The sequence below is a fragment of the Mycobacterium lacus genome (assembly GCF_010731535.1).
Taxonomy (GTDB): domain Bacteria; phylum Actinomycetota; class Actinomycetes; order Mycobacteriales; family Mycobacteriaceae; genus Mycobacterium; species Mycobacterium lacus.
The window spans coordinates 2,610,516-2,631,296 of the sequence record NZ_AP022581.1 but is presented as its reverse complement, the minus strand read 5'-3'; the positions used below and the strand labels follow the sequence as shown (position 1 = coordinate 2,631,296).

Annotated in this window: 13 protein-coding genes; 6 read left to right on the top strand and 7 right to left on the bottom strand. The window is 65.8% G+C overall.

Going from position 1 to position 20,781, the window contains the following annotated elements; all coding sequences use genetic code 11:
• Entirely contained in the window at positions 1-1,242 is a 1,242-nt protein-coding gene (locus tag G6N24_RS12025) for a sodium-dependent bicarbonate transport family permease (RefSeq protein ID WP_085162638.1), read from the bottom strand.
• 272 nt (positions 1,243-1,514) lie between these two features.
• Positions 1,515-1,724: a hypothetical protein gene (locus G6N24_RS12020; protein ID WP_085162639.1), complete on the bottom strand. Its 210-nt coding sequence runs from the start codon at positions 1,722-1,724 to the stop codon at positions 1,515-1,517.
• A 384-nt stretch (positions 1,725-2,108) separates the two neighbouring features.
• Here G6N24_RS12020 and G6N24_RS12015 point away from each other — a divergent pair, with 384 nt between their 5' ends.
• Complete coding sequence (locus G6N24_RS12015) at positions 2,109-3,470, top strand: salicylate synthase (protein ID WP_085162640.1); 1,362 nt, start codon at positions 2,109-2,111, stop codon at positions 3,468-3,470.
• 183 nt (positions 3,471-3,653) lie between these two features.
• Positions 3,654-4,670 (top strand): acyl-ACP desaturase, encoded by a 1,017-nt coding sequence (locus tag G6N24_RS12010; RefSeq protein WP_085162641.1) that lies wholly within the window; start codon positions 3,654-3,656, stop codon positions 4,668-4,670.
• Positions 4,671-4,722: 52 nt separating this feature from the next.
• On the opposite strand, the gene G6N24_RS12005 is transcribed toward G6N24_RS12010, so the two are convergent.
• On the bottom strand, positions 4,723-5,769 hold the full coding sequence (locus G6N24_RS12005) for an alpha/beta hydrolase (RefSeq protein WP_085162651.1): 1,047 nt from the start codon (positions 5,767-5,769) through the stop codon (positions 4,723-4,725).
• Between the two features lie 244 nt (positions 5,770-6,013).
• On the bottom strand, positions 6,014-7,666 hold the full coding sequence (locus G6N24_RS12000) for a (2,3-dihydroxybenzoyl)adenylate synthase (RefSeq protein WP_085162642.1): 1,653 nt from the start codon (positions 7,664-7,666) through the stop codon (positions 6,014-6,016).
• A 201-nt stretch (positions 7,667-7,867) separates the two neighbouring features.
• Between G6N24_RS12000 and mbtG the strand changes: the two genes are divergently transcribed.
• Both mbtG and G6N24_RS11990 read left to right on the top strand, forming a co-directional pair.
• Complete coding sequence (gene mbtG, locus G6N24_RS11995) at positions 7,868-9,166, top strand: NADPH-dependent L-lysine N(6)-monooxygenase MbtG (protein ID WP_085162643.1); 1,299 nt, start codon at positions 7,868-7,870, stop codon at positions 9,164-9,166.
• Complete coding sequence (locus G6N24_RS11990) at positions 9,147-9,362, top strand: MbtH family protein (RefSeq protein WP_085162644.1); 216 nt, start codon at positions 9,147-9,149, stop codon at positions 9,360-9,362. Before mbtG ends, G6N24_RS11990 begins: the two co-directional genes overlap by 20 nt.
• Before the next feature lie 138 nt (positions 9,363-9,500).
• On the opposite strand, the gene nbtC is transcribed toward G6N24_RS11990, so the two are convergent.
• From nbtC to G6N24_RS11975, 3 genes are read right to left on the bottom strand one after another with little or no spacing between them, the layout of a single operon-like run.
• Positions 9,501-12,485: a nocobactin polyketide synthase NbtC gene (gene nbtC, locus G6N24_RS11985; protein WP_085162652.1), complete on the bottom strand. Its 2,985-nt coding sequence runs from the start codon at positions 12,483-12,485 to the stop codon at positions 9,501-9,503.
• A gap of 55 nt (positions 12,486-12,540) precedes the next feature.
• Positions 12,541-13,872: a beta-ketoacyl [acyl carrier protein] synthase domain-containing protein gene (locus G6N24_RS11980; protein ID WP_169716103.1), complete on the bottom strand. Its 1,332-nt coding sequence runs from the start codon at positions 13,870-13,872 to the stop codon at positions 12,541-12,543.
• Complete coding sequence (locus G6N24_RS11975; RefSeq protein ID WP_085162645.1) at positions 13,854-14,612, bottom strand: thioesterase II family protein; 759 nt, start codon at positions 14,610-14,612, stop codon at positions 13,854-13,856. The genes G6N24_RS11980 and G6N24_RS11975 overlap by 19 nt, the downstream gene beginning before the upstream one ends.
• 152 nt (positions 14,613-14,764) lie before the next feature.
• On the opposite strand from G6N24_RS11975, the gene G6N24_RS11970 reads away from it, so the two are divergent.
• On the top strand, positions 14,765-15,715 hold the full coding sequence (locus tag G6N24_RS11970) for a methionyl-tRNA formyltransferase (protein WP_085162646.1): 951 nt from the start codon (positions 14,765-14,767) through the stop codon (positions 15,713-15,715).
• 21 nt (positions 15,716-15,736) lie between these two features.
• On the top strand, positions 15,737-20,773 hold the full coding sequence (locus tag G6N24_RS11965; protein WP_085162647.1) for a non-ribosomal peptide synthetase: 5,037 nt from the start codon (positions 15,737-15,739) through the stop codon (positions 20,771-20,773).
• The last annotated feature ends 8 nt before the right edge of the window (positions 20,774-20,781 follow it).

The following is a 20,781-nucleotide window of genomic DNA, read 5'->3' as shown; positions in this document are numbered from 1 at the left end:
CTAGACCGTATTGAACCATTGCCCGACAATGCGGGCGATCTCGATGTAGAGCGGAATGCCGATCGTGACGTTGTACGAGAACGTCAAACCCAGCGACGCGGCCAGCGGCAGGGTCGGGCTGGCCTCGGGGATCGCAAGCCGCTGAACGGCAGGTACGGCGATGTAGGACGCGGCTGCGCACAGCACCGCGAACAACACGTAGGTGCCTGGCTTGAAGTCGCTATTGGTGAAGTAGGCGTAGGTGTGCCCGAGGAAGATCCCAAGCGTCGCAAACAGATTCGGCGCCAGCAGACCGAAGAAGATGAAACCGGCGCCCGCCGACCGCAGGTCCCTCAACTTGCGCGAGGCCGTCATGCCCATCTCGAGCAGGAACAGGGCGAGCACGCCTTGGAAGGCCGTGACGAAGAAAGTGTCGTCGTCGTGGACCACTTTCTCGCCCTGCAGCCCACTGATGAGGCCGATGACGATGCCGCCGACCAACAGGCACAGGCCTGGGTTGAGGAAGACTTCCTGCAGGAGCTCACGGGAGAAGAAGGACTGTCGCTGGCCGCTCTCCTTGACTTCGTCCGGGTGGTCCCAGTCGGGATGTTCCCGCTTTTCCAGTGATATCTCCAATTCCTCTTCGATCTCCCGTTCGTGCTGGCTCGCCAGGCTCTCGCCGCGAGCGGGCCGGGCGGCGGTGCCGGGCCCCACCCCGACCTTCGCCGGTGGGACGTAGCCGGGCTCGTCCGGCATGTACCCCGCCTCGCTCAGTCCCCGATGCCGCAGTCGCGCCACCAGGTACAGCGCCACCAGGCAACCGGGGATCTCCATGAGGGCCAGCATGACGGGCATATAGGCGTTGAAGGCGATGCCGACGCTGGTGAGAAAGGCCACGCAAGTGGCGAAGGTCCCTGCCGAGTCCGACCCGTAATAGCCGGCGACCGTCGCTCTATCGACCCGGCGCATTTTCGTCAAAATGCTCAGCAAAAAGTAGGCAACCAAACCGATCGCGCAGTTCAGAAGAACGCCCAAAACCATGAAACCGGCGATGTTGCCGATCGCGGACGGCTTGATCTTGGCGAGCTCTTCGCCCCCGTGCCAGCCGATAGCCAGCAGCAGGTACATGGTGAGGCCCTGGTAGATCACGTACGGGAATTCGAACCGCACTTTCAGGATCGGGATCAGGAATCCGAAGTAGAAGAACAGCAACAGCGGCTTGAACAGGTTGTGGGTGAAGTTTTCCCAAAACTCATGCAGCATTGGCGCCTCCCGAGCGTCGTGTGGCAATCAAGGAAGCACCGACCGTCGGCGGCGTGACCACGAACTCCCAGACAACCGCAAAAAATCTAGCGAGGCTGCCGCCAAATCGCCACTCGCCGATGCGCGGGAAACTACAGGCATTACCGAGTTTTCCGCGCGTTACGGCCCTGACACAGTCAGCTGTCATGATTGCGCTGGTGATACGCCGGTCAGGTGAAGAACCGTGAGTTCAATGTGAATCTACTGTGTAATCGCTGTGGATGACGGGAACGTCAACGCGCGGAAGACGCCAGGGAAGGCCTTACCGCGATGTCGCGCTTGCGGTGTGTCACCGACCGCCAGGCGACGGGCGAGTAGTGGGTCGTGATTTCCTCGAACCCGTCGACCCGGCAAACCGTCAATACCCCCGTGTCCTGGTTGATCGAGAGCTCGTCGCACTCGCCCTGGACCTCTTCGCCGTCCGCGAGCTTGATCACGAACATGTGGTCGTCCTCCCTTGATTGGTGCCGGTCGCGATCGGGCTGAGGTGAGCGGACTACACCGGCCGCGGCGCGCCATCAACCCACAGGCCCCCGCATCCAGCTAGTGATGGTAAGAGAACTGCGGGCATGGCAACAGTTGGTTGTGCGCTCGGCCGGTAAACGGTTGGTAAATGTTTGGCGTCTCACCCGAGCCTGAACAGCGCACGGGCGCACCCGTGAATAGCGGCGCACCGGTCGGACACACCAACGCGTCCGCGTTCTGCGCGCCGGACCGGCGTCAGTGATTAATTCCAGGCGTGATTTTCATAATGCCCGACGCCCCGGTTGTCGGAGATTGGGAGGGGTCGCGACGGACTTTGATAGGTTAGGCTACATTTACTAGCTGTGACCGAGCTCAGCGTCGAGACAGATTCCATCAGCACCGCGTCACCGCCCATGCCAGTCATTCCGATGCCCGCCGATGTGAACCCGGCCGACCTGGCAGCCGAACTGGCCGTCCTGCTGGCCGAGCCCGCCGGCGAGGAATACCTGCTCTACGAGCACGACGGTCAATGGGTCCTGGCCGTGGGCGTGCGGGCGATGGTGGAGTTGGACAGCGACGAACTGCGCATCATCCGCGACGGCGTGACCCGGCGGCAACAGTGGTCGGGCAGGCCGGGACCGGTCCTGGGCGAAGCGGTGGACCGGCTGTTGCTGGAAACCCAGCAAGCCTTCGGCTGGATAGCCTTCGAATTCGGCGCGCACCGCTATGGGCTGCAGCAGCGCCTGGCGCCGCACACCCCGCTTGCCCGAGTGTTTTGGCCCCGGACCCGGATCGTCGTGAGCGCGGATGCGGTTCGCCTTTTCGGCGCAGGGGCTGGTCACGGCGAGGCGGTGCAGCGGCTACTCGGCGACGGTGTGCGCGATTTGCCGCAGGCCTCGCCGGTCGAGGTGGCCGGGGACCCGTCCGGCTACCGCGATCGGGTGACGGCGGCCGTTGGTGAGATCGCCGCCGGTAGCTATCACAAGGTGATCTTGTCTCGTTGTGTCGACGTGCCTTTCGCGCTCGACTTCCCTTCGACCTACCGGCTGGGTCGCCGGCACAATACCCCGGCGCGGTCGTTCTTGTTGCGGCTAGGTGGAATTCGCGCCTTGGGCTACAGCCCGGAATTGGTCGCCGCCGTTCACCCCGACGGTGGGGTGGTCACCGAGCCGCTGGCCGGCACCCGAGCGCTGGGGCGCGGTCGTGCGCGTGACCGGCAGGCTCGTGACGACCTGCAATCGGATTCCAAAGAGATTGTCGAGCATGCCATTTCAGTGCGAAGCTCACTTCAGGAGATCACCGAGGTCGCCGAGCCGGGGACGGCGGCCGTCGTCGATTTCATGACGGTGCGCGAGCGCGGCAGCGTGCAGCACCTGGGTTCGACGATCAGTGCGCGGCTGGACCCGCAGCGCGACCGGATGGATGCTCTTGAGGCGCTGTTCCCCGCGGTCACCGCGTCGGGGATTCCGAAGGCGGCCGGCGTCGAAGCCATCCTGCGTCTCGATGAAGGCCCACGAGGCCTGTATTCGGGTGCGGTCGTGATGTTTTCGGCAGACGGTGGGCTCGATGCCGCGCTGGCGCTGCGGGCCGCCTACGAACGCGACGGCCACACCTGGCTGCGGGCCGGCGCCGGCATCATCAAGGCATCGGAACCCGAGCGCGAATTCGAGGAGACCTGCGAGAAGCTGTCCACACTGGCGCCGTATCTCATCGCGCGTCGGTAGTACCTCGTTAGCTTCCTGGTTGCGACGGCCGCCGGCTCCGTAGCGGCGGCGTGATCGACGTCACATCACCGGCTGGGACTTTAGTCCCTAGTCCGCGGCGCCCCGGCGTGTCTGACTTGAATGTAACCGAGATTTACAGATATATTGCCCGTTACTGACATTTACAGATAGCTGGGAGCCGCGATGCCCAAGAGCTTGACCAACCTGCAGCTACTTCACGAGCTGGAGCCCGTGGTGGAGCGCCTGCTCAACCGACACCTGTCGATGTTCAAGGAATGGAACCCGCACGACTACATTCCGTGGTCGGACGGCAAGAATTACTACGCCCTGGACGGTCAGGACTGGGAGCCCCGGCAAAGCCAGCTCTCCGACGTAGCTCAGGTGGCGATGGTGCAAAACCTGCTGACAGAGGACAATTTGCCGTCTTATCACCGTGAGATCGCGATGAACTTCAGCATGGACGGCCCTTGGGGGCAGTGGGTCAACCGGTGGACCGCCGAGGAGAACCGGCACAGTACCGCGCTGCGCGACTACCTGGTGGTGACCCGCGCGGTCGATCCGGTCGAGCTGGAGAAGCTGCGCCTGGAGCAAATGACCAGAGGCTTCAGCCCCGGACAGAACCACCAGGGCGATATGTTTGCTGACAGCTTGTTCGACTCCGTCATGTACGTCTCTTTCCAGGAATTGGCCACGCGCGTGTCGCACCGCAACACGGGCAGGGCCTGCGACGACACGATCGCCGACAAGCTGCTCGCCAGGGTGTCGGCCGACGAGAACCTGCACATGATCTTCTACCGGGACGTCAGCGCGGCCGGCCTGGACATCGCGCCCAACCAGGCGATGAAGTCCGTGCACCGGATTCTGCGCAATTTCAAGATGCCCGGTTTCACCGTGCCAGAGTTCCGGCGCAAGGCCGTGATCATCGCCGTCGGCGGCGTCTACGACCCGCGGATCCACCTCGACGAGGTGGTGATGCCGGTACTGAGGAAGTGGCGGATCTTCGAGCGCGAGGATTTCACCGGCGAGGCGGCGCGGATGCGCGACGATCTAGCCGTGCTGATCAAGGAGCTCGAGCAGGCCGCCGACAAATTCGACGAATCCAAGCGGCGCTACCTTGAACGCGAGGCTCGCAGGACGGAGAAGATCACGGCCAGCAAGGTGCTCAAAACCGAAGGGACGCTTACGCTCAGCCGGCATTAGCCGCGCGATGCGGACTTCGCTCGATGAAGCTTATCCGGCGGCCTGCACAACGTCAGACCGCTTGGTCGGCGGCCGTGGTGTCTACCCACAACGCCTCGACGATGAACCGGGCGACATGGTCCATGGCCCTTGCTGCCTCGGGCGTCATCCGAGGCAGTGATTGGAATACGTGCATCTGGTCCGGCCAGATTTGCAGCTCGCAACTGCCGCCGGCGGCGTGGATGTCGGCGGCGAGTTGCCGTGCGTCCGCCTCCAACATTTCGGCCCCACCGGCCTGGATCAGCGTCGGGGGAAGCACTGGCCCTGCGGCAACGTCGAGGGCCAGGCGGTGGTGAGTGGGGTCGATTCCTGCGTGGTACAAGCCGACCGTCCGGGCTGCGACGGCCGCCCGGACGGCGGGATCCGGGCGTTGCCGTTCCCGCGCGGCCGCGAGCGTGAACGTAAGGTCGATCAGGGGCGATAACAACACCAGTGACGCCGGCGGTTCGGCGGCGACGTCGGGTTGCAGCAGCATGTCCACCGCCAGGTGTCCGCCCGCTGAATCAGCAACGACCACAATGCGTTCCGGGGGCAAGCCGCACGCTGTTGGTAGCCAGTCCCAGGCCGCACGCACGTCGTCGGCCGCGGCGGGGAAGCGGTAGCGCGGCGCGAGCCGGTAATCGACGCAGAACACCGGTAGCCCGGTCAGCGACGAAAGCCAAGACGTCAACCGCCGGTGGGTGCGGGGTGAGCACATCGTGTAGCCGCTGCCGTGCACGTAGTAGATCGCCCCGGCGCTGGTCGACGAGCGGGCTGGCCCGCGAGGAGAGCCAGTGCCATTTGGGCTCGCGCTGGTCGACGAGCGGGCTGGCCCGCGATGCACCCATTCGCCGATGACCCGGCGCCCGTCCGGCAGAACGGAGTTGACCTGCGCGACGTGGGTGCCTGCGAGTGACGGCCCGAACGTGCCCATGAGTCTGGCGATGAGTAGGCGCGAGGCCCAGATCCCCCACGCTCGGTCCGGCGGAATGGCCCCGGTGATCGGCCGTAGCATCAGTTTGCTCACTGCTACCGCGGCGCGTGATCGTAGTGACCCGCGCGCCGGCACGCCGTCGTTCATGAGGACGCAGTGAATCGCAAATGCCACCATTAGTCAACGGCAGTTTGGACCAGGCGTTAGCCCACCCACGGTCGTGGATCCGACCCGTCTCTCGCAGCGGCGTTGGCTTCGTGGCTCGCGGTCGAGCCGTGGTGTCGATCAGTGACCGGGTGCGCCGTCGGCCCCGTGGATGCCGTCGGCGCCAGATTTGCCGACGGTACCGTCTTGGGCCGATATGCCCTGGAACGTAAAGCCAGCTCAGCCATCACAGGGCTGTGGGTTCAGCCGCCGCGGCGACCTGGAGCGCGATCGCGCGTTTGTCGATCTTTCCCACTGGCGTGGTCGGCAGCGACGCCGTCGCGACCAGCATGTCGGGCCGGGCGTGCTTCGCCACCCCGCGCTCGTCAAGGTAGGCATTCAACTCTGCAAGTGTCACCGGCGGTCCGGCGAAAACGACTGCGGCGCATATCTTTTCCCCCATACAGGGGTCGGGCAGCGGAACGGCCGCGGCCGACCAGATCGCCGGGTGGCTCATCAGCTGCTCCTCGAGACCCTGGGCGGCAATCGTCTCGCCGCAACGGCAAATGACATCTTTGACCCGCCCGGTGACCACCAGGTAGCCGTCGTCCCTCAGGCGCACCAGGTCGCCGCTGCGGTAGAACCCGTCGGGATCAAAGCAGCGCTCATTGTCGCGCTCGGCACCGAAATAGCCATTGAAGGTGTACGGACCGCGCACCAGCAGTTCGCCCTCTGCGCCGGGCGCCACCGGACGGCCTTCGGTGTCGACGACACGCAGCTCGTCGGCCGCGCAGAGCGGCCGTCCCTGCGTGTGCTCGAGCAGCTCCGGGGGATCGTCGAGCCGGGTGTAGTTCAGCAGCCCTTCGGCCATCCCGAACACCTGCTGTAGGCCCGGGGTCAGCGCGTCGCGCACCCGGCGCGCCTCCTCGGGCTCCAGCTTGGCCCCGCCAACCTGCAAGAGCCGCAGCGACTTGGGTGTCACCGGTTCCCAATCGCACGCCCGTGCCCACAGCTTGGCCAGCGCGGGCACGAGCGCGGTGACGGTGACACCATGGCGCTCGATCGTGGCGAAGGCGGCCTCCGGGCTTGGATCAGTACCGAAAACGATTGTGGCGCAGGTAGTCATCGCGCCGAGGATGCCGGGACATGCCAGCGGGAAGTTGTGCGCCGCCGGCAACGACACAAGGTACACGTCGTCGCACGTCAGACGGCACAGCTCGGCGCTCGCGGTGGCGTTGTAGACGTAGTCATCGTGCGTACGGGGGATCAGTTTCGGCGCGCCGGTGGTGCCACCCGACACGAGCAGCAACGCGGGCGACGCGGTGTCGCCCCCCATCTCGGGCACGTCACCGGCGGGCAGGTCTGACCAGGACATGAAGGGGCCGGGTTCCCCGTCGACGATGACGTGGCGCAGCCTCGGATGCGCCGCCACCAACTGCTCGGCCATCGAGCGATAGTCGAAGCCGCTCGCCGTATCGGCGATGATCAACCCGACCGCGCCGCTGATCCGGGCGAAGTGACTCAATTCGGCCAATCGATGCCCGGGCAGGCACATCACGGGGATGGCTCCAGCGCGCAGCAGCCCGAACAGCGCGACGGCGAACCGGCACGAATTGGGCAGCTGCAGGAGCACTCGGTCAGCCGGTGCGATCCCGAGCGAGGCGAACCCAGCGGCCGCTCGGTCGACGAGTTTGTCCAGTTCGGAGTACGTATAGCTGCCGAGAGCATCGACGACCCCAACCCGCTGCGGCGACCTCGTTGCGGCCCGGCGGAGCAAGGAATCGAGCCTGCGGCCCGTCCAGTAGCCGGCCGCCCGGTACGCAGCCGCGCGGTGCGGCGGAAAGGGAATGAAGCCGTCCGGCGCCGTGGTTTCGGGCGGTCGGGGAGGGATAACAGGCAACTCGTCAGCTCCCTCGGGGCGGGCGTGTTCTGCCGTTCGAATATAGGGTAGCGTACACCAAGTTAGGGCAGCCTGGGCTAAGCTGACCGTCGGAGGTGGGGTTGTGGGTGGCGCATCATTCGCCGGCGTGCCGGCGAACCGGCAATGCCGCGATTGTCCCCACCAACGTCCCCGGTTTCGCGCGCTGTTGGCCGGTGCGCCATGAGCGGCACGCTGGCGATCGTGGGGGCCGGGGCCAAGGCGGTGGCTGTGGCCGCGAAGGCGGCGGTGCTGCGCGAGATGGGCGTCGAGGTGGCCGACGTCGTGGCGGTCGAACGCGCCGGCGTGGCAGCCAACTGGCGGTCCGGCGGCGGTTGGACGGACGGTCGGCAACGGTTGGGCACCAGCCCGGAAAAGGACGTCGGCTTCCCGTACCGGTCGGCGCTGGTTCCGGGCCGCGACACCGAACTCGACGAGCGGATGATGCGGTTCAGCTGGCAGTCGTATCTCGTTGCGACGGACCAATTCGTGGGCTGGATAGACCGGGGGAGGCCGGCGCCGACCCACGATACGTGGGCTGGGTATTTGGGCTGGGTTGCCGACGTGGTGGGGCTGAAAGTCGTTCGCGGCGAGGTGATTCAGATCTCGGTCGACGGGTCCGCGTGGGTGCTGCACACCCGCGAGTCGAGCTTGTCGGCCGACGCGGTCATGATGACCGGTCCCGGTCAGCCCGAGCGGTCCGTGCTTTCCGGTGAGCCTCGGGTGTTGTCGATCGCGCAGTTCTGGCAGCGCGCCGCGCAACACGAGCGGATCGTCGCCGAAAATGTTGCGGTGATCGGCGGCGGGGAGACCGCGGCGTCGATACTCAACGAGTTATTCCATCACCGGGTTTCGGCGATCACGGCGATCTCACCGCAAGCAACCCTGTTCACCCGGGGCGAGGGTTTCTTCGAGAACTCGCTGTTTTCCGATCCCACGGGCTGGCGCAGCCTCACGCCAGCCGAACGGCGCGACTGCATCGCCCGGACCGACCGCGGAGTCTTCTCCGCGCGGGTTCAGGAGTCATTACTTGCCGACGAGCGGATCAAGCATTTACGCGGACGCGTCGTTCGCGTCGTCAACCGCGACACCCGAATCTGGATCACGGTCTGCACCGACAACTGTGGTAAGCCCTTTGAGACCCTGCATCGCTTTGACCTCGTCATCGACGGATCCGGCGCGGACCCGCTGTGGTTCCTGCCGCTATTGAGCCCGGCCGCCGTGGACCTGCTGGAGCTGGGCGTGGGTGGACCCCTGACGAGCGAGCGACTGGAAGAGGCGATCGGCCACGACTTGGCGGTGGCCGGGGTCAGCCCGAAACTGATCCTGCCCAATCTGTCCGGTGTCAACGAGGGCCCCGGATTTCCGAATCTGAGCTGCCTGGGGCTGCTTTCTGACCGCGTGCTTGGCGCCGGCATCGATGATCTGCCAATGGGGACCAATCCGCCAATGGGGAGAAGCGGTGAGTATCAATCCGTTTGACGACGATAATGGCACGTTCTACGTCCTGGCCAATGACGAGGAACAGCACAGCCTATGGCCGGCATTCGCCGACGTGCCGGCGGGCTGGCGCGTGGTGTTTGGCGAAGACACCCGCGCGAATTGCCTTTCATACGTCGAGAAGAACTGGACCGATATGCGGCCGAGGTCCCTGCGCGAAGCGATGGCCTCCGAGTAATCACATCTGCCACATGAATCCCGGGTCAAGCTACACATATTTGCCCACCTCATAGCGACAAGCTAAGGCACGCAGGCGATTTGCCGCTCGCCCCCGACCCGCGGAGACTCAACCAGATTCGCTTGGTCGTGGCGAAGCTCACCTCACCTCCAACTGGGCCAGAACATCGGAAATGGATGCCCCGCCGAGGAGATCGGCGACCTCGAGGTCGTGATTGAACTCGATCTTGACGCGACGCCGTAGCTCGAGTGCCTGCAACGAGTCCAGGCCGATCGCGACCATGGGCGCTTCCGTGTCGATCGCTTCGGCGCGATCCACACCGATGGCCTCGGCCAGCAGGTGTATCAACCGCCGCGGGAGCGACGCCTGATCGGCGAGGGCGCGGGTTTCGACGACAGGCGAGGTCAGCCGTGACACCAACGGGCCGTAGCCGAGGGTTTGCAGAATCGGTCGTGCACGATCGAAGTCGAAGGCCAAGACGATGGCATTTCGACGAAACCGGGTCATCCCCACGGCGATTGCATCGGCGGGCGCCATGGGAAGCACACCGATGCCGGCCAGCTGCGCCACGCTGTCGGCATCGAGGTCAAAGTGAACGGTCCATTGGCCCCACTGCACGGAAACACAGTCCAGGCCCTCGGCTCGGAGCCGGTGCGCCATGGCGTCGAGCATTCGGTTGGCCGCCGCGTAGACGACCTGGCCGCGACCGCCGATCGTTGCTCTCGCCGAGGAGCACAGAACGACGCGACAGTCGTCGGTCCGGGGAAATGTTGTCAGGACCCGCCAGATGCCGACAACCTTGGCCCGCAACGCCTGCTCGACCTTCTCGGCGGTTATGTGCTCTAGCGTGATCGCCGAATAGTGCACGGCGGCATGGATGATCAGATCCGCGGGTGTGTCTTGGCTTTCGGCGGCCAGTTGCGATACCGCGGCTTGGTCGCCCACGTCGCACTTGGTGACATGGATTTGCGTCGGAGTGGCCGAACGGATCCGTTGCAGTCGATCGGCTATTGCAGCGGTCTCGCCCGACCTGCTGACCAGCGTGATTCGCCGCGCGCCGCGGCGTGCGAAGTGCTCGCAGAATTCGAGCCCGAGGTTTCCGGTTCCCCCGATGATCAGCACGTGCTCGGGGTGCACACTATCGGAGTCGACCACCCCGCCGTCGCCCTCGACGATCCGCTTGGCGTAGAGGCCGCCGTTGCGGAATGCCAGCTCCGGCTCGTCTCCCGTGTGCAGCGCGGCGAGTATCGCGTGTGCCGATTCTGCCGTCGTCGATCCCCCCGCCAGATCGAGATGGCGGAATCCCACACCCAGATGCTCGGCGCCCATGCTGCGAAAGCCCGCACTTGCGGCCGCATGGACCAGATCCGGCGGCGCATCGTCGGCAACCACCGCCTCACCGCCCACCGTCACCAGCCAGCAGTCGGTAACCGTTTCGGATATTCCCGGCCACCACGTGCGGTTCCCGAAGAACGTGGCGACCTCGGCCGCCGCGGCGGGGTCGTCCAGCTTCGGCGACGGCGGAAGCAATATGACCAGGGTGTTGAGATCGACTCCGGTCGTGTTGGTGTCGAGGCCGCGTTCGGCATCGATCACCCGAGCCGTCGCACCAACCTCCGCCGCGGCAACGCGTACGGCTGCGGCCAGGTCCGCGCAGTCGCCCGTGTGATCGACGATGCCGATCGCACGCGGTGGGATGAGTGAGCGCTGTGCCAGCCTGCTCCACTGCTCGACGAGAAGTCGTGCCGGTGTGGTTCTCGGGGCCTCAGCGGGATTCGCCGTGGTGGCAACAACTTGACCCGGGGCATCCTGATACGGCAACCACAGCCGGGTCTCGTGCATTCGCGCGTTGGGGAAATCGGTTAGCGGCAACGGGATTGGAGCGCCCGACTCGCTGCGCAGGCATTCCCAGGAATAGTCCAGGTCATGTACTGCCAGCCAAGCCAGATTGTGGGTGAACCGGTCGAGGCTGGTGGCCGTTCGGTCGGATGTGCCGACCACGATGGCCGCGGCGTCGCCGCCCAGGGCGGCGAGATTGTCTTGAATTGCCAACTGTAGCGCCGGGTGTTCGGCAAGCTCCACGAACGTGTCGACGTCGCGGGCCGCCGCGGCCGCGATCGCCTTGTCGAACCGGACGGTGTTGCGCAGGTTCCAGAACCAGTACTGGTCGACCGGCAGGTCTTGGGTGATGGGACCGCCGAGTGTGGCGCCGAGGCAGTCGATCTCCGTGTCGAGGAATTTCGGGTTCTGCAGCTGGCTGCGCGTGGTGGCACGCAGTTTGTCGGCGAACTCATTGATCAGGCTGGTGTGTGCGGGGTATTGGACGCGAATAACTCGGGCGAACGTGCCGCGCTCGGTGAACGTGTCCACGATGCCCCGCACCGTTTCGCGGTCACCGGAGATTCCCACCATGCTCGGCGAATTGACCACCGACAGTTGCGTCCAGCCCGAGCTTCGCGCCAGCACGTCCTCGCAGGTGTCGCGGTCGGCGGCGACGACCGCCATCGCGTAGTCACCGGAAGCGAACTCGTCGGCGGCACGCGCGCGAATCCCGACCACGGCGGCGGCATCCGTCAACGTGATCGCGCCGGATACATAGGCAGCGGCGATCTCGCCCTGGCTGTGCCCGATGGTGATGCTCGGTGCGATGCCGAATGAGCGCCACATCGCGGCCAGCCCAGCCATTTGGGTAAACAACGCGGGCTGAACGGTGGCCGCGCTATCGTCGGCCGAAAGATGTTCGTCGAGAAGGTAATCCAGCGGTGATCCGCCGAACTGCGCCTGGAATACCGCGGCGCAGCGATCCACCTCGGCCTGGAATGCGGGGACCGATTCGTAGAACAGCCGCCCCATCCCGGGGCGCTGGCCGCCCTGTCCGGGAAAGACATAGGCGACCCGGCGCGCGGCGGCTGGCGCGTTGGTGCGCACCAACGAAGGATGTTCGAGGCCGTCGGCAACCGCCCGCAGGGCGCCGACCAAGTCGTCGCGGTTGGCCACCATAGCCAGCGCGCGGTGCCGGCGGGCGATCCGTGTCCGGAACAGCATTTCGGCGATCCGGTCGGGCGCGACCTCGGGATGATCCACGGCATACGCAAGAAGGGCTGCCGCCTCGTCGCGCAACAGCTCAGGAGTATCAGCCGACAGCAGGACGGGGATGGCGCCGTTCGGCAGCCGGTAGCTAGGAGTCACAGTGCTCACTCGCGGGCATGGCGATGATTACGTGTGCGTTGGCGCCCCCGGCGCCGAACGAAGACACGGCGCCGTAGCGGAGGCCGTCTTTGGGTTGCCACTCGTGCACCTTCGTCGCCAGGCGCAGGCCCGTCAGATCCCAGTCCACCTTCTTGGTCGGGTTGTCCGAGAACAGAGTTGGCGGAATGTGACCATGCCGGCCGGCGAGCAGCAGCTTGATCAGGCCGAGGATTCCGGAAGCCGCTTGGGCATGTCCGGCGTTCGACTTCATCGAGCCCAGCAGCGCCTCGGAGCCCGCCGCCCCGTAGGTCTTGAAGAGCGCGAGCAATTCCACCGGGTCGCCCACTGGAGTCGCGGTGCCGTGTCCCTCGATCATGCCCACATCGACAGGATCGATTCCCGCCGCGTCGATCGTCTTGCGCATGAGCTGCTCTTGCGCGCGCACGCGCGGAACGAGGATCGGCTTGCCTTTGCCGTTGTGGTTGGTGCGGACGGCCAGGATGCGTCCGTAGATCCGGCGTCCGGATTGCCGAGCTCGCGATTCACGCTCGACGACAACCATCCCGGCGCCTTCACCCCAGACCGTGCCGCTGGCGTCGTCCGAATAGGCACGGCAATGCCCGTCGTCGGAAAGCGCATTGAGCCTTGCGAACTCGTAGAAAGCGGCGGGCGAACCCATGACACACACCGCGCCCGCGAGCGCCCAATCGCACTCGCCCGTCCGCACCGAGGTGGCGGCCAGTTGCAACGCGGTGAGCGAGGATGCGCACGCGGAATCGATGGCCATGGACGGACCGGTCAGCCCCAGGCAGTGCGAGATCCGGCCAGCGGCGCCCAGTTGTCCCATCCCGACCAGCCGGTGTCCGCTGTAGGCGTCGACCGTGGTCACGCGCGGGCCATACTCCGTCTGCGACATTCCGACGAAACAGCCGACGTCCGCTCCGTCGAGCGAGCCGGGGTTGATCCCGGCGTTCTCCAATGCCTTCCAGGCCACCCGCAACGCGACTCGTTGCTGGGGATGCATCGCGATGGCTTCGCGATGGGTGACGCCAAAGCGGGCAGGGTCGAACGTTCCCGCACCGTCCAGGAATCCGCCCGCGTCGCAAACCTGACCCCAGCCGTCCACCTGCGACAATGACAGAAGTTCGTCGATGGGCCAGCCGCGATCCCGCGGGAAGGGGGTGATCAGCTCCCGGGCTTCGGTGAGCGCCGACCACAAGGCGCCGGGGGTGTCGATTCCCCCCGGCGCCTCGACGGCCATTCCGGAAATGACGATCGGATCGATACCAGATCCGTTGTCGCTCAAGCTGTTTGCTCGCATCGTGCGCTCGACGCCAACAGCTCCGCGACAGCGTCGATGTGTGACCGCAAATAGAAATGCCCGCCGTCGAACATCGTCACCCTGACGGTGTCGGTGTGCCTACCCCACCCGTACAGATCGCCCAGCGTGATATACGGGTCCCGATCACCGCCCATCGCGTGAATCGGGGCCGCTACCTTGACGTCCTCGGCGCAGGAGTACGCGTCGAAGGCGTGGTAGTCGGCCTTGATCACCGGAAGCGCCAGCCTCATCAGCTCGCGGTCAGCGAACACATCCGTGTCGGTGCCCTCCAGCGCGGCGAGATGGTTGAGGATCTCCTCGTCATCGGTGGGATGAGGTGGTTTGGCCGCGGCGTTGCAGGGGGCAACCGCCGCGGAAACGTTGAGATGCCGCACATCGACTCCCTTGGCCTCCGCGATCCGGACGAACTCGAAGGCGACCAATGCCCCCATGCTGTGACCGAACACGACGATCGGAACCCCGCGATTGTGCTCCGAGGTCGCGAAGTCGTCGAAGGCTCCCGCCGCGATCTCGGGGAGCGAGTCGGGCGAGGCTTCAGAGGCGCGGTCTTGGCGTCCCGGGTACTGGAAAATGATGACCTGGAATTTCGTGCTGAGTATCTTCGAGAACTCGCGGTAGGCCGACGCGCCGGCTCCGGCATGCGGAAAAACCAGCAGCGGAAGACTCTCGGGCGAATCCGGCTCGTGGAACTGCCTGATCCACCCCAGTGTGCGCGGCATTCACCACTACCTTTCGCTTACCGGACAGCCGCAGAACCCATGCAACTTAGCGAAGGCTAACATAAGCTCCGGACTGCGTGGCCGGTACCCGCGCGAGCGGACCAATCACCAGTCCGGTCCTCGCCGAGGTGAACAGTTAGAGGGGCTCGTTGATGCGCATCGTGTCGTTCGGCTTCCAGACCTGGGGGTGCAAGACCCTGCAGGCCCTGATCGATCTGGATCACGAGGTCGTGCTCGCGGTGACCCACCCGGCCAGTGAGCAGTCCTACAAGGCGATCTTCTCGGAGTCGGTCGAGAAACTCGCGACCGAGCACGGCATCCCGGTCCATCTCACCGACCGCGTTGACGCCCAGACCATCGACATGGTCAAGCGCGCCGAACCCGATGTCATCGTCGTCAACAGCTGGTACACCTGGATGCCGCCGGAGCTGTACAACCTGCCCCCGCACGGCACGTTGAACCTGCACGATTCGCTGCTGCCGAAGTTCACCGGATTCTCCCCGGTCCTGTGGGCATTGATCAGCGGCGAGTCCGAGTTCGGGTTGACGATTCATCGGATGGACGACGGCCTCGACACCGGGGACATCCTGATCCAGCATTCGCTGCCCATCGGGCCCACCGATACCGGCACCGACCTGGTATTGCGGGGCATGGATCTGATTCCGGGCGCGCTGGCCGAAGCGCTGAGCGCGTTGGAGTCGCAGACCGCCGTCTGGCGACCACAGAACAAAGCCGAACGGACGTACTTCCACAAGCGTTCCGAGCGGGACAGCTTGATCGACTGGAGCTGGCCCGCCGAGGATCTCGAGCGGTTCGTGCGTGCGTTGTCCGACCCATATCCTCGCCCATTCACCTTCTACCGGGGTGACCGGATCGAGGTGCTCGAGGCGCGGGTTTCCGAGGCCAGGTACGGCGGTACGCCCGGCCGTGTGATCGTGCAGGAGGGCGGCGGCGCGGTGGTGTCCGGACCCGACGCGTTTCGCGGCCGAAACCGCGCCTTGGTGATCACTCGCGTTCGGGCCGCGGGCGGAGTCGAGCGTAACGGGGACGAATTCTTCAGGGGCGGCGGCTATCTCGCAAGCCATACGTTTCCGGCGAACTGAATTTCAGGAGTGGGGCGAGCCATGACAGACGACGTCAAGACGGCACAGGAACGTCGCCGGGAACTGCTGCGCAGCCGGATCCGCGAAAGCGGCATGGCGGCAACGGAATCCGCCGAACAGGCAGCCATCTGCGCCGGAGAACGTTACCCCTTGTCGACCGGCCAGCGCCGGATGTGGTTTCTGCAAACCATGGACCCAGACGACGTGACGCTGAACATCTGCGTTGCCTATCGACTGACGGGTGCGGTGGACGAGGCCCGCTTGCGCGCCGCGTTCGATGCTGTCGTTGCACGCCATGCCATTTTGCGCACCACCTACGGCGTGGACACCGAGGGCGAGCCGTATCAGGTATTTTCCGACGACGCCCAGATCAGTTGGCGAACAGGCGACCTGACTCATCTCCCCGAGGAGGACCGGGAGGCGCGGATCGGGGCCTTGGCGCGAGACGAGTTTGGCTCGCCGTTCGATCTCACCAACGAGTTGCCGCTGCGGATAGCCCTGATCCGGACCGGCACAAACGAATTCGTCCTGCTTCTTGTCGTGCACCACATCTGTTGGGATGACGATTCCTGGGCGGTCTTCTTCTGTGATCTCAGCGCTGCCTACAACTGTCGCCAACCGGGTCGGCCCGCACCACAGTTCGTCGCGGTCGAGGTGCTCGAGACACCAGGGGAACCCGGCATCGCTGACCTCGGCTACTGGGCTGACACGTTGCGGCCGTCACCCGAACCGCTGCCGCTTCCGGGCCTCGCCCCCGCGCGCCCGTCCAGGCGGGCGCGGCGTCGAACTCGGGCGCTGCCCGCCGATCTGTTCGGCCGGGTCGAGGACTTCGCCCGAAAACGCTCCGCGACACCCTTCATGGTGTTGCTGGCGGCCTTCGGTGTGCTGGTGCGTCGCTACACCGGCGCGGAAGATTTCTTGGTCTCCGTGCCGGTCGCTCAGCGCAGGGCAACGGCCGAGGGCGCCATCGGCTATTTCGGCAACACCCTGCTGCTGCGGATCGCCGCGCGATCCACTGACACGTTCACCTCGGTCGTCGACGCGGTGCGCGAAACCTGTCTGGACGGCTTCGCCCATCAGTCGGTCGGCATCGACCGGGTGGTTCGCGAAGTAAACCCGGAGCGCATGGGACACGATGGCATGGACCAGCTGGTCCGACTGGGGTTCAGCATGCGCAAGGGCGCAAGTGAATTCGCGTTGGACGGCGTCGCCGTGCGTCGGCTCGAACTGGGCGCCGTGGCCGCGCACCTTCCGCTTGCCCTTGCGATCGAGCTCGACCCGGAAGGCGTGCTCGCCGAGTTCGAGTACCAGACCGATGCGCTGAGTTCCGCACTCGTCGGCCAAATGCTGGTTCATTACATTCAGCTGTTGGACAACGCGCTGAGCGCGCCCGAACACCGCGTCACCGGCCTGGATATGCTCGGCGCCGGTGAGCGGGCCGCCGTGCTGGCGCAGTCGCATGGCGAAGTCGTCGCGACGCCCGCCACCACGATGGTCGCCGTGCTGGAGAAGGCCGCCGCCACCTCGCCGGACGCGGTCGCGCTCGTTTCCGACGAGGCAGAGCTGAGCTATGCCGAACTGCATCGGCGCGCGAACCGGCTGGCGCGCTGGCTGATCGGGCAGGGTTTCGGGGCGCAGGACGACGAAGCCATCATCGGCCTGCGCATGACCACGTCGATCGAGTTCATCGTCGCCATGCTCGCCGTGCTGAAAGCCGGTGCGGCCTACCTGCCGATCGATCCAGCCTACCCCGACGAACGCATCGACTATCTCGTCGGCGACGCCCGCCCCCAGATGGTCATCGGGCCACCCGAACTCCACGCCGCCGAGCGCGCCGCCGCGCGGCTCTCGGACGCCACGCTAACCGACGCCGACCGGCCGCGCCCGTTGCGTCCCGACCACCTGGCTTATGTTATCTACACCTCCGGCTCCACCGGCCAACCCAAGGGCGTGGCGGTCTCGCATCGCGCGATCGCCGAGCACGTGGACGGTTTCATTGCCGAGTGGAGCATGACCGCCGAGGACCGGTTGCTGCAGTCGTCCTCGGTGAGCTTCGATGCTTCACTGCTGGACATCTTCGTCACGTTGTCGCTTGGCGCACAGCTCATCGTGCCCAGGCCGGAGGCGTTCGGCGACGTCGGATACGTCGCGGACCTGATCGGCCGCCGCGGCGTCACCGTGCTGCACATGGTGCCCTCCATGCTGAGCACCCTGCTGATGTTGCCGCACGTCAAACAATGGCGGGCGTTGCGTCACGTGCCGGTGGGCGGGGAGGCATTGCCCGGTGAGGTAGCCGACCGATTCGCCAGCTATTTCGACGCGGAGTTGCGCAACCACTACGGCCCGACCGAGGCTGTCGTCTGCTCGACACACAAGCTGGTGGAGGGGTCGTATGGCGCGCGCGTGGTGCCGATTGGCGTGCCGAACCGCAACGTCTACGCCTACGTGCTCGACGAGGAGTTGCAGCCGGTGCCCGCCGAGGTGATCGGGGAGCTGTACCTTGGCGGCGTTCAGTTGGCGCGCGGGTATCTGGGCCGCCCGGGCCTCACCGCGCAGCGGTTCGTCGCCGACCCGTTCAACCCCGGTATGCGGCTCTATCGCACGGGAGATCTGGTCCGCCGCAACATCTCCGGTGATCTGGAATTCATCGGCCGGGCCGACGAGCAGGTCAAGATCCGTGGCTTCCGTATCGAGCTAGGCGAGGTCGAGTCCGCGGTCGCGACGCATCCAGCCGTCCGGCACTGCCTCGTCGTCGCGGAGGACGCCGAGGCCGGGCCCACGCTCGCCGCATACCTGGTGCCCGTGGTTGACTCGGCTGACTTAGATCTCGACGAGATACGCTCGCATGCCGCGTCGGTGCTGCCGGAATACATGGTGCCCAGCGCGTTTGCCGTGATCCCCGAGATCCCGCTGACCGTGAGCGGCAAGCTGGACAAGCGGGCACTGCCCGCGCCCACCCCTGTCGCGGCGCGCCGTTACCGTGAGCCGGCGACGGCCACCGAGCGCCGGATGTGCTCGATCTTCGCCCGGTTGTTCGGCTGGGAGCGAGTCGGTGCGCAGGACTCGTTCTTCGGGCTTGGTGGCCACTCACTGCTGGCGGCTCGCCTGGTCGCACAGATCCGTGCCGAATTCGGTGTCGAGCTGAGCGTCCGCGCCGTGTTCGATACCCCGACGCCGGCCGGATTGGCGGCACAACTGCTCGAGCGGTTCCGCGCCGAGTTCGGTATCGACCTTGACGAGCTGGATGCCGAGAAGACTTCCGACGACGCAACACCGCTGGCGCGGTCGAGCCGTCCGGAGCTCGTCGAATCGGTGAGGCCGCAACGGCTGCCGTTGTCCTACTCTCAGCTCGCCGCGTGGTTTCAATACCGGATCGAAGGCGCGCGGGACGGCTTCAACATACCCTTTGCGCTTCGTTTCGACGGTCCGCTGGACACCGTCGCCCTCGCGGCGGCGCTCAACGACGTCGTGGCCCGTCACGAGCCGCTGCGCACGAACTTCGATGAGCACGAAGGCGTGCCATACCAAGTCGTGCACCCGAGCCTTCAGGTGGAACTACCGGTCGCAACGATCGACGCCGACGACCTCGACCGGACGGTGGCCGAGCTGCGTCGGCATGTGTTTACGCCGGAATCCGGGCCGCTCATCAAGGCAACCCTGTTGGCGCTGGGCCCGGATACTCGAAATGCGCACGTGCTGTTCGTGATCGTGCACCACATCGTGAGCGATCAGGTGTCGCTCGGCATCCTCTTCGACGACCTCGTCATCGCGTATCGCGCCCGGGTGAGAGGTAAGGCGCCGCGGTGGGCCACCCTGCCGATCCAGTTCGCGGATTACGCACTGTGGCAACGAAACGCATTGGATTCCGACTGGGGACGCGCCGAGCTGAGGTATTGGTGTGCGGCGTTGGCCGGACTGCCCGACGAGATCTCCGTCGCGCCCGACCGCCCGCGTCCGCCGGCGCTCGGGAAGCGCGGTGTGATGGCGAGTTTCACGGTGTCCGCGGCCCGCCGGACGGCCCTGACGCAGCTCGCCGAGCACAATGGCGCCACCGAGTTCATGGTCTATCAGGCCGTCCTTGCGGTGTTGCTGCACAAGCTCGGCGGCGGCACCGACATCGCACTCGGCAGCCCGGTCGCGTCGCGGGTCGAATCGAGGACCGCGAGCCTCATCGGCCTGTTCGCCAACATGGTGGTGCTGCGCAACGACCTGTCCGGCGATCCGAGTCCGCGAACCATGCTCGCCCGTAGCCGCGACACGGTGCTCGATGCGTTCGCACACCAGGAGCTGCCCATCGAACGCCTGGTCGAGGCACTCAACCCGGCGCGCTCGCTGTCCCGGAACCCGTTGTTCCAGAGCATGATCCACTTTCGCGGTGCGGACCGTGCGCTGACGCCACGCGACCTCACCGGCACCGGCGAAACCACCGTCGTCGTACTTTCGCTGGACTTCGAGGTCTCGCTGGTGGATCTGGACGTGGGGATGACGGTGACCGCGGACGGCGAACTCGACGTGCGGGTCGTCGGCAATGCCGATCTCTACGAGGAAGCGACCGTTGCGCTTATCGCCGATGCCCTCAATGCCGCGCTCGACGCGTTCGCGACCACACCGGACCGTCCGGTATCCACCTTGGAGTTGCTGCCGGCAGCCGACCTGGAGAAGCTGCTCGCTGGGCCGGCCCCACCCGTCGCCGCGCCGCCGGAGCCGATCACCGGCGGTTCGGTGGAAACCGAACGGGTCCTGATCGCCTTGCTGGAAGAGTTGCTCGACATCACCGGCGTCGACCGGGGCGACAACTTCTTCGCTCTGGGCGGCGACAGCATCATCTCCATCAAGTGGTCGGCGCTGGCCACCGCACGGGGACTGGCTTTCACCCCGGCAATGGTGTTCGAGCACATGACCATCGCCGAGCTGGCCGCGGCGGTCGATGCGGCCGCCGATCAACCTGCGGCCGAGGCGGATTCGGTGCCCGCGCCGCAGTACTCGCCGATGAGCGCATCGGGCCTGAGTCCCGAAGCGTTGGCCGAGCTCACCGCGTCCTGGCTCAAGCAGCCGTAATCGCAGTC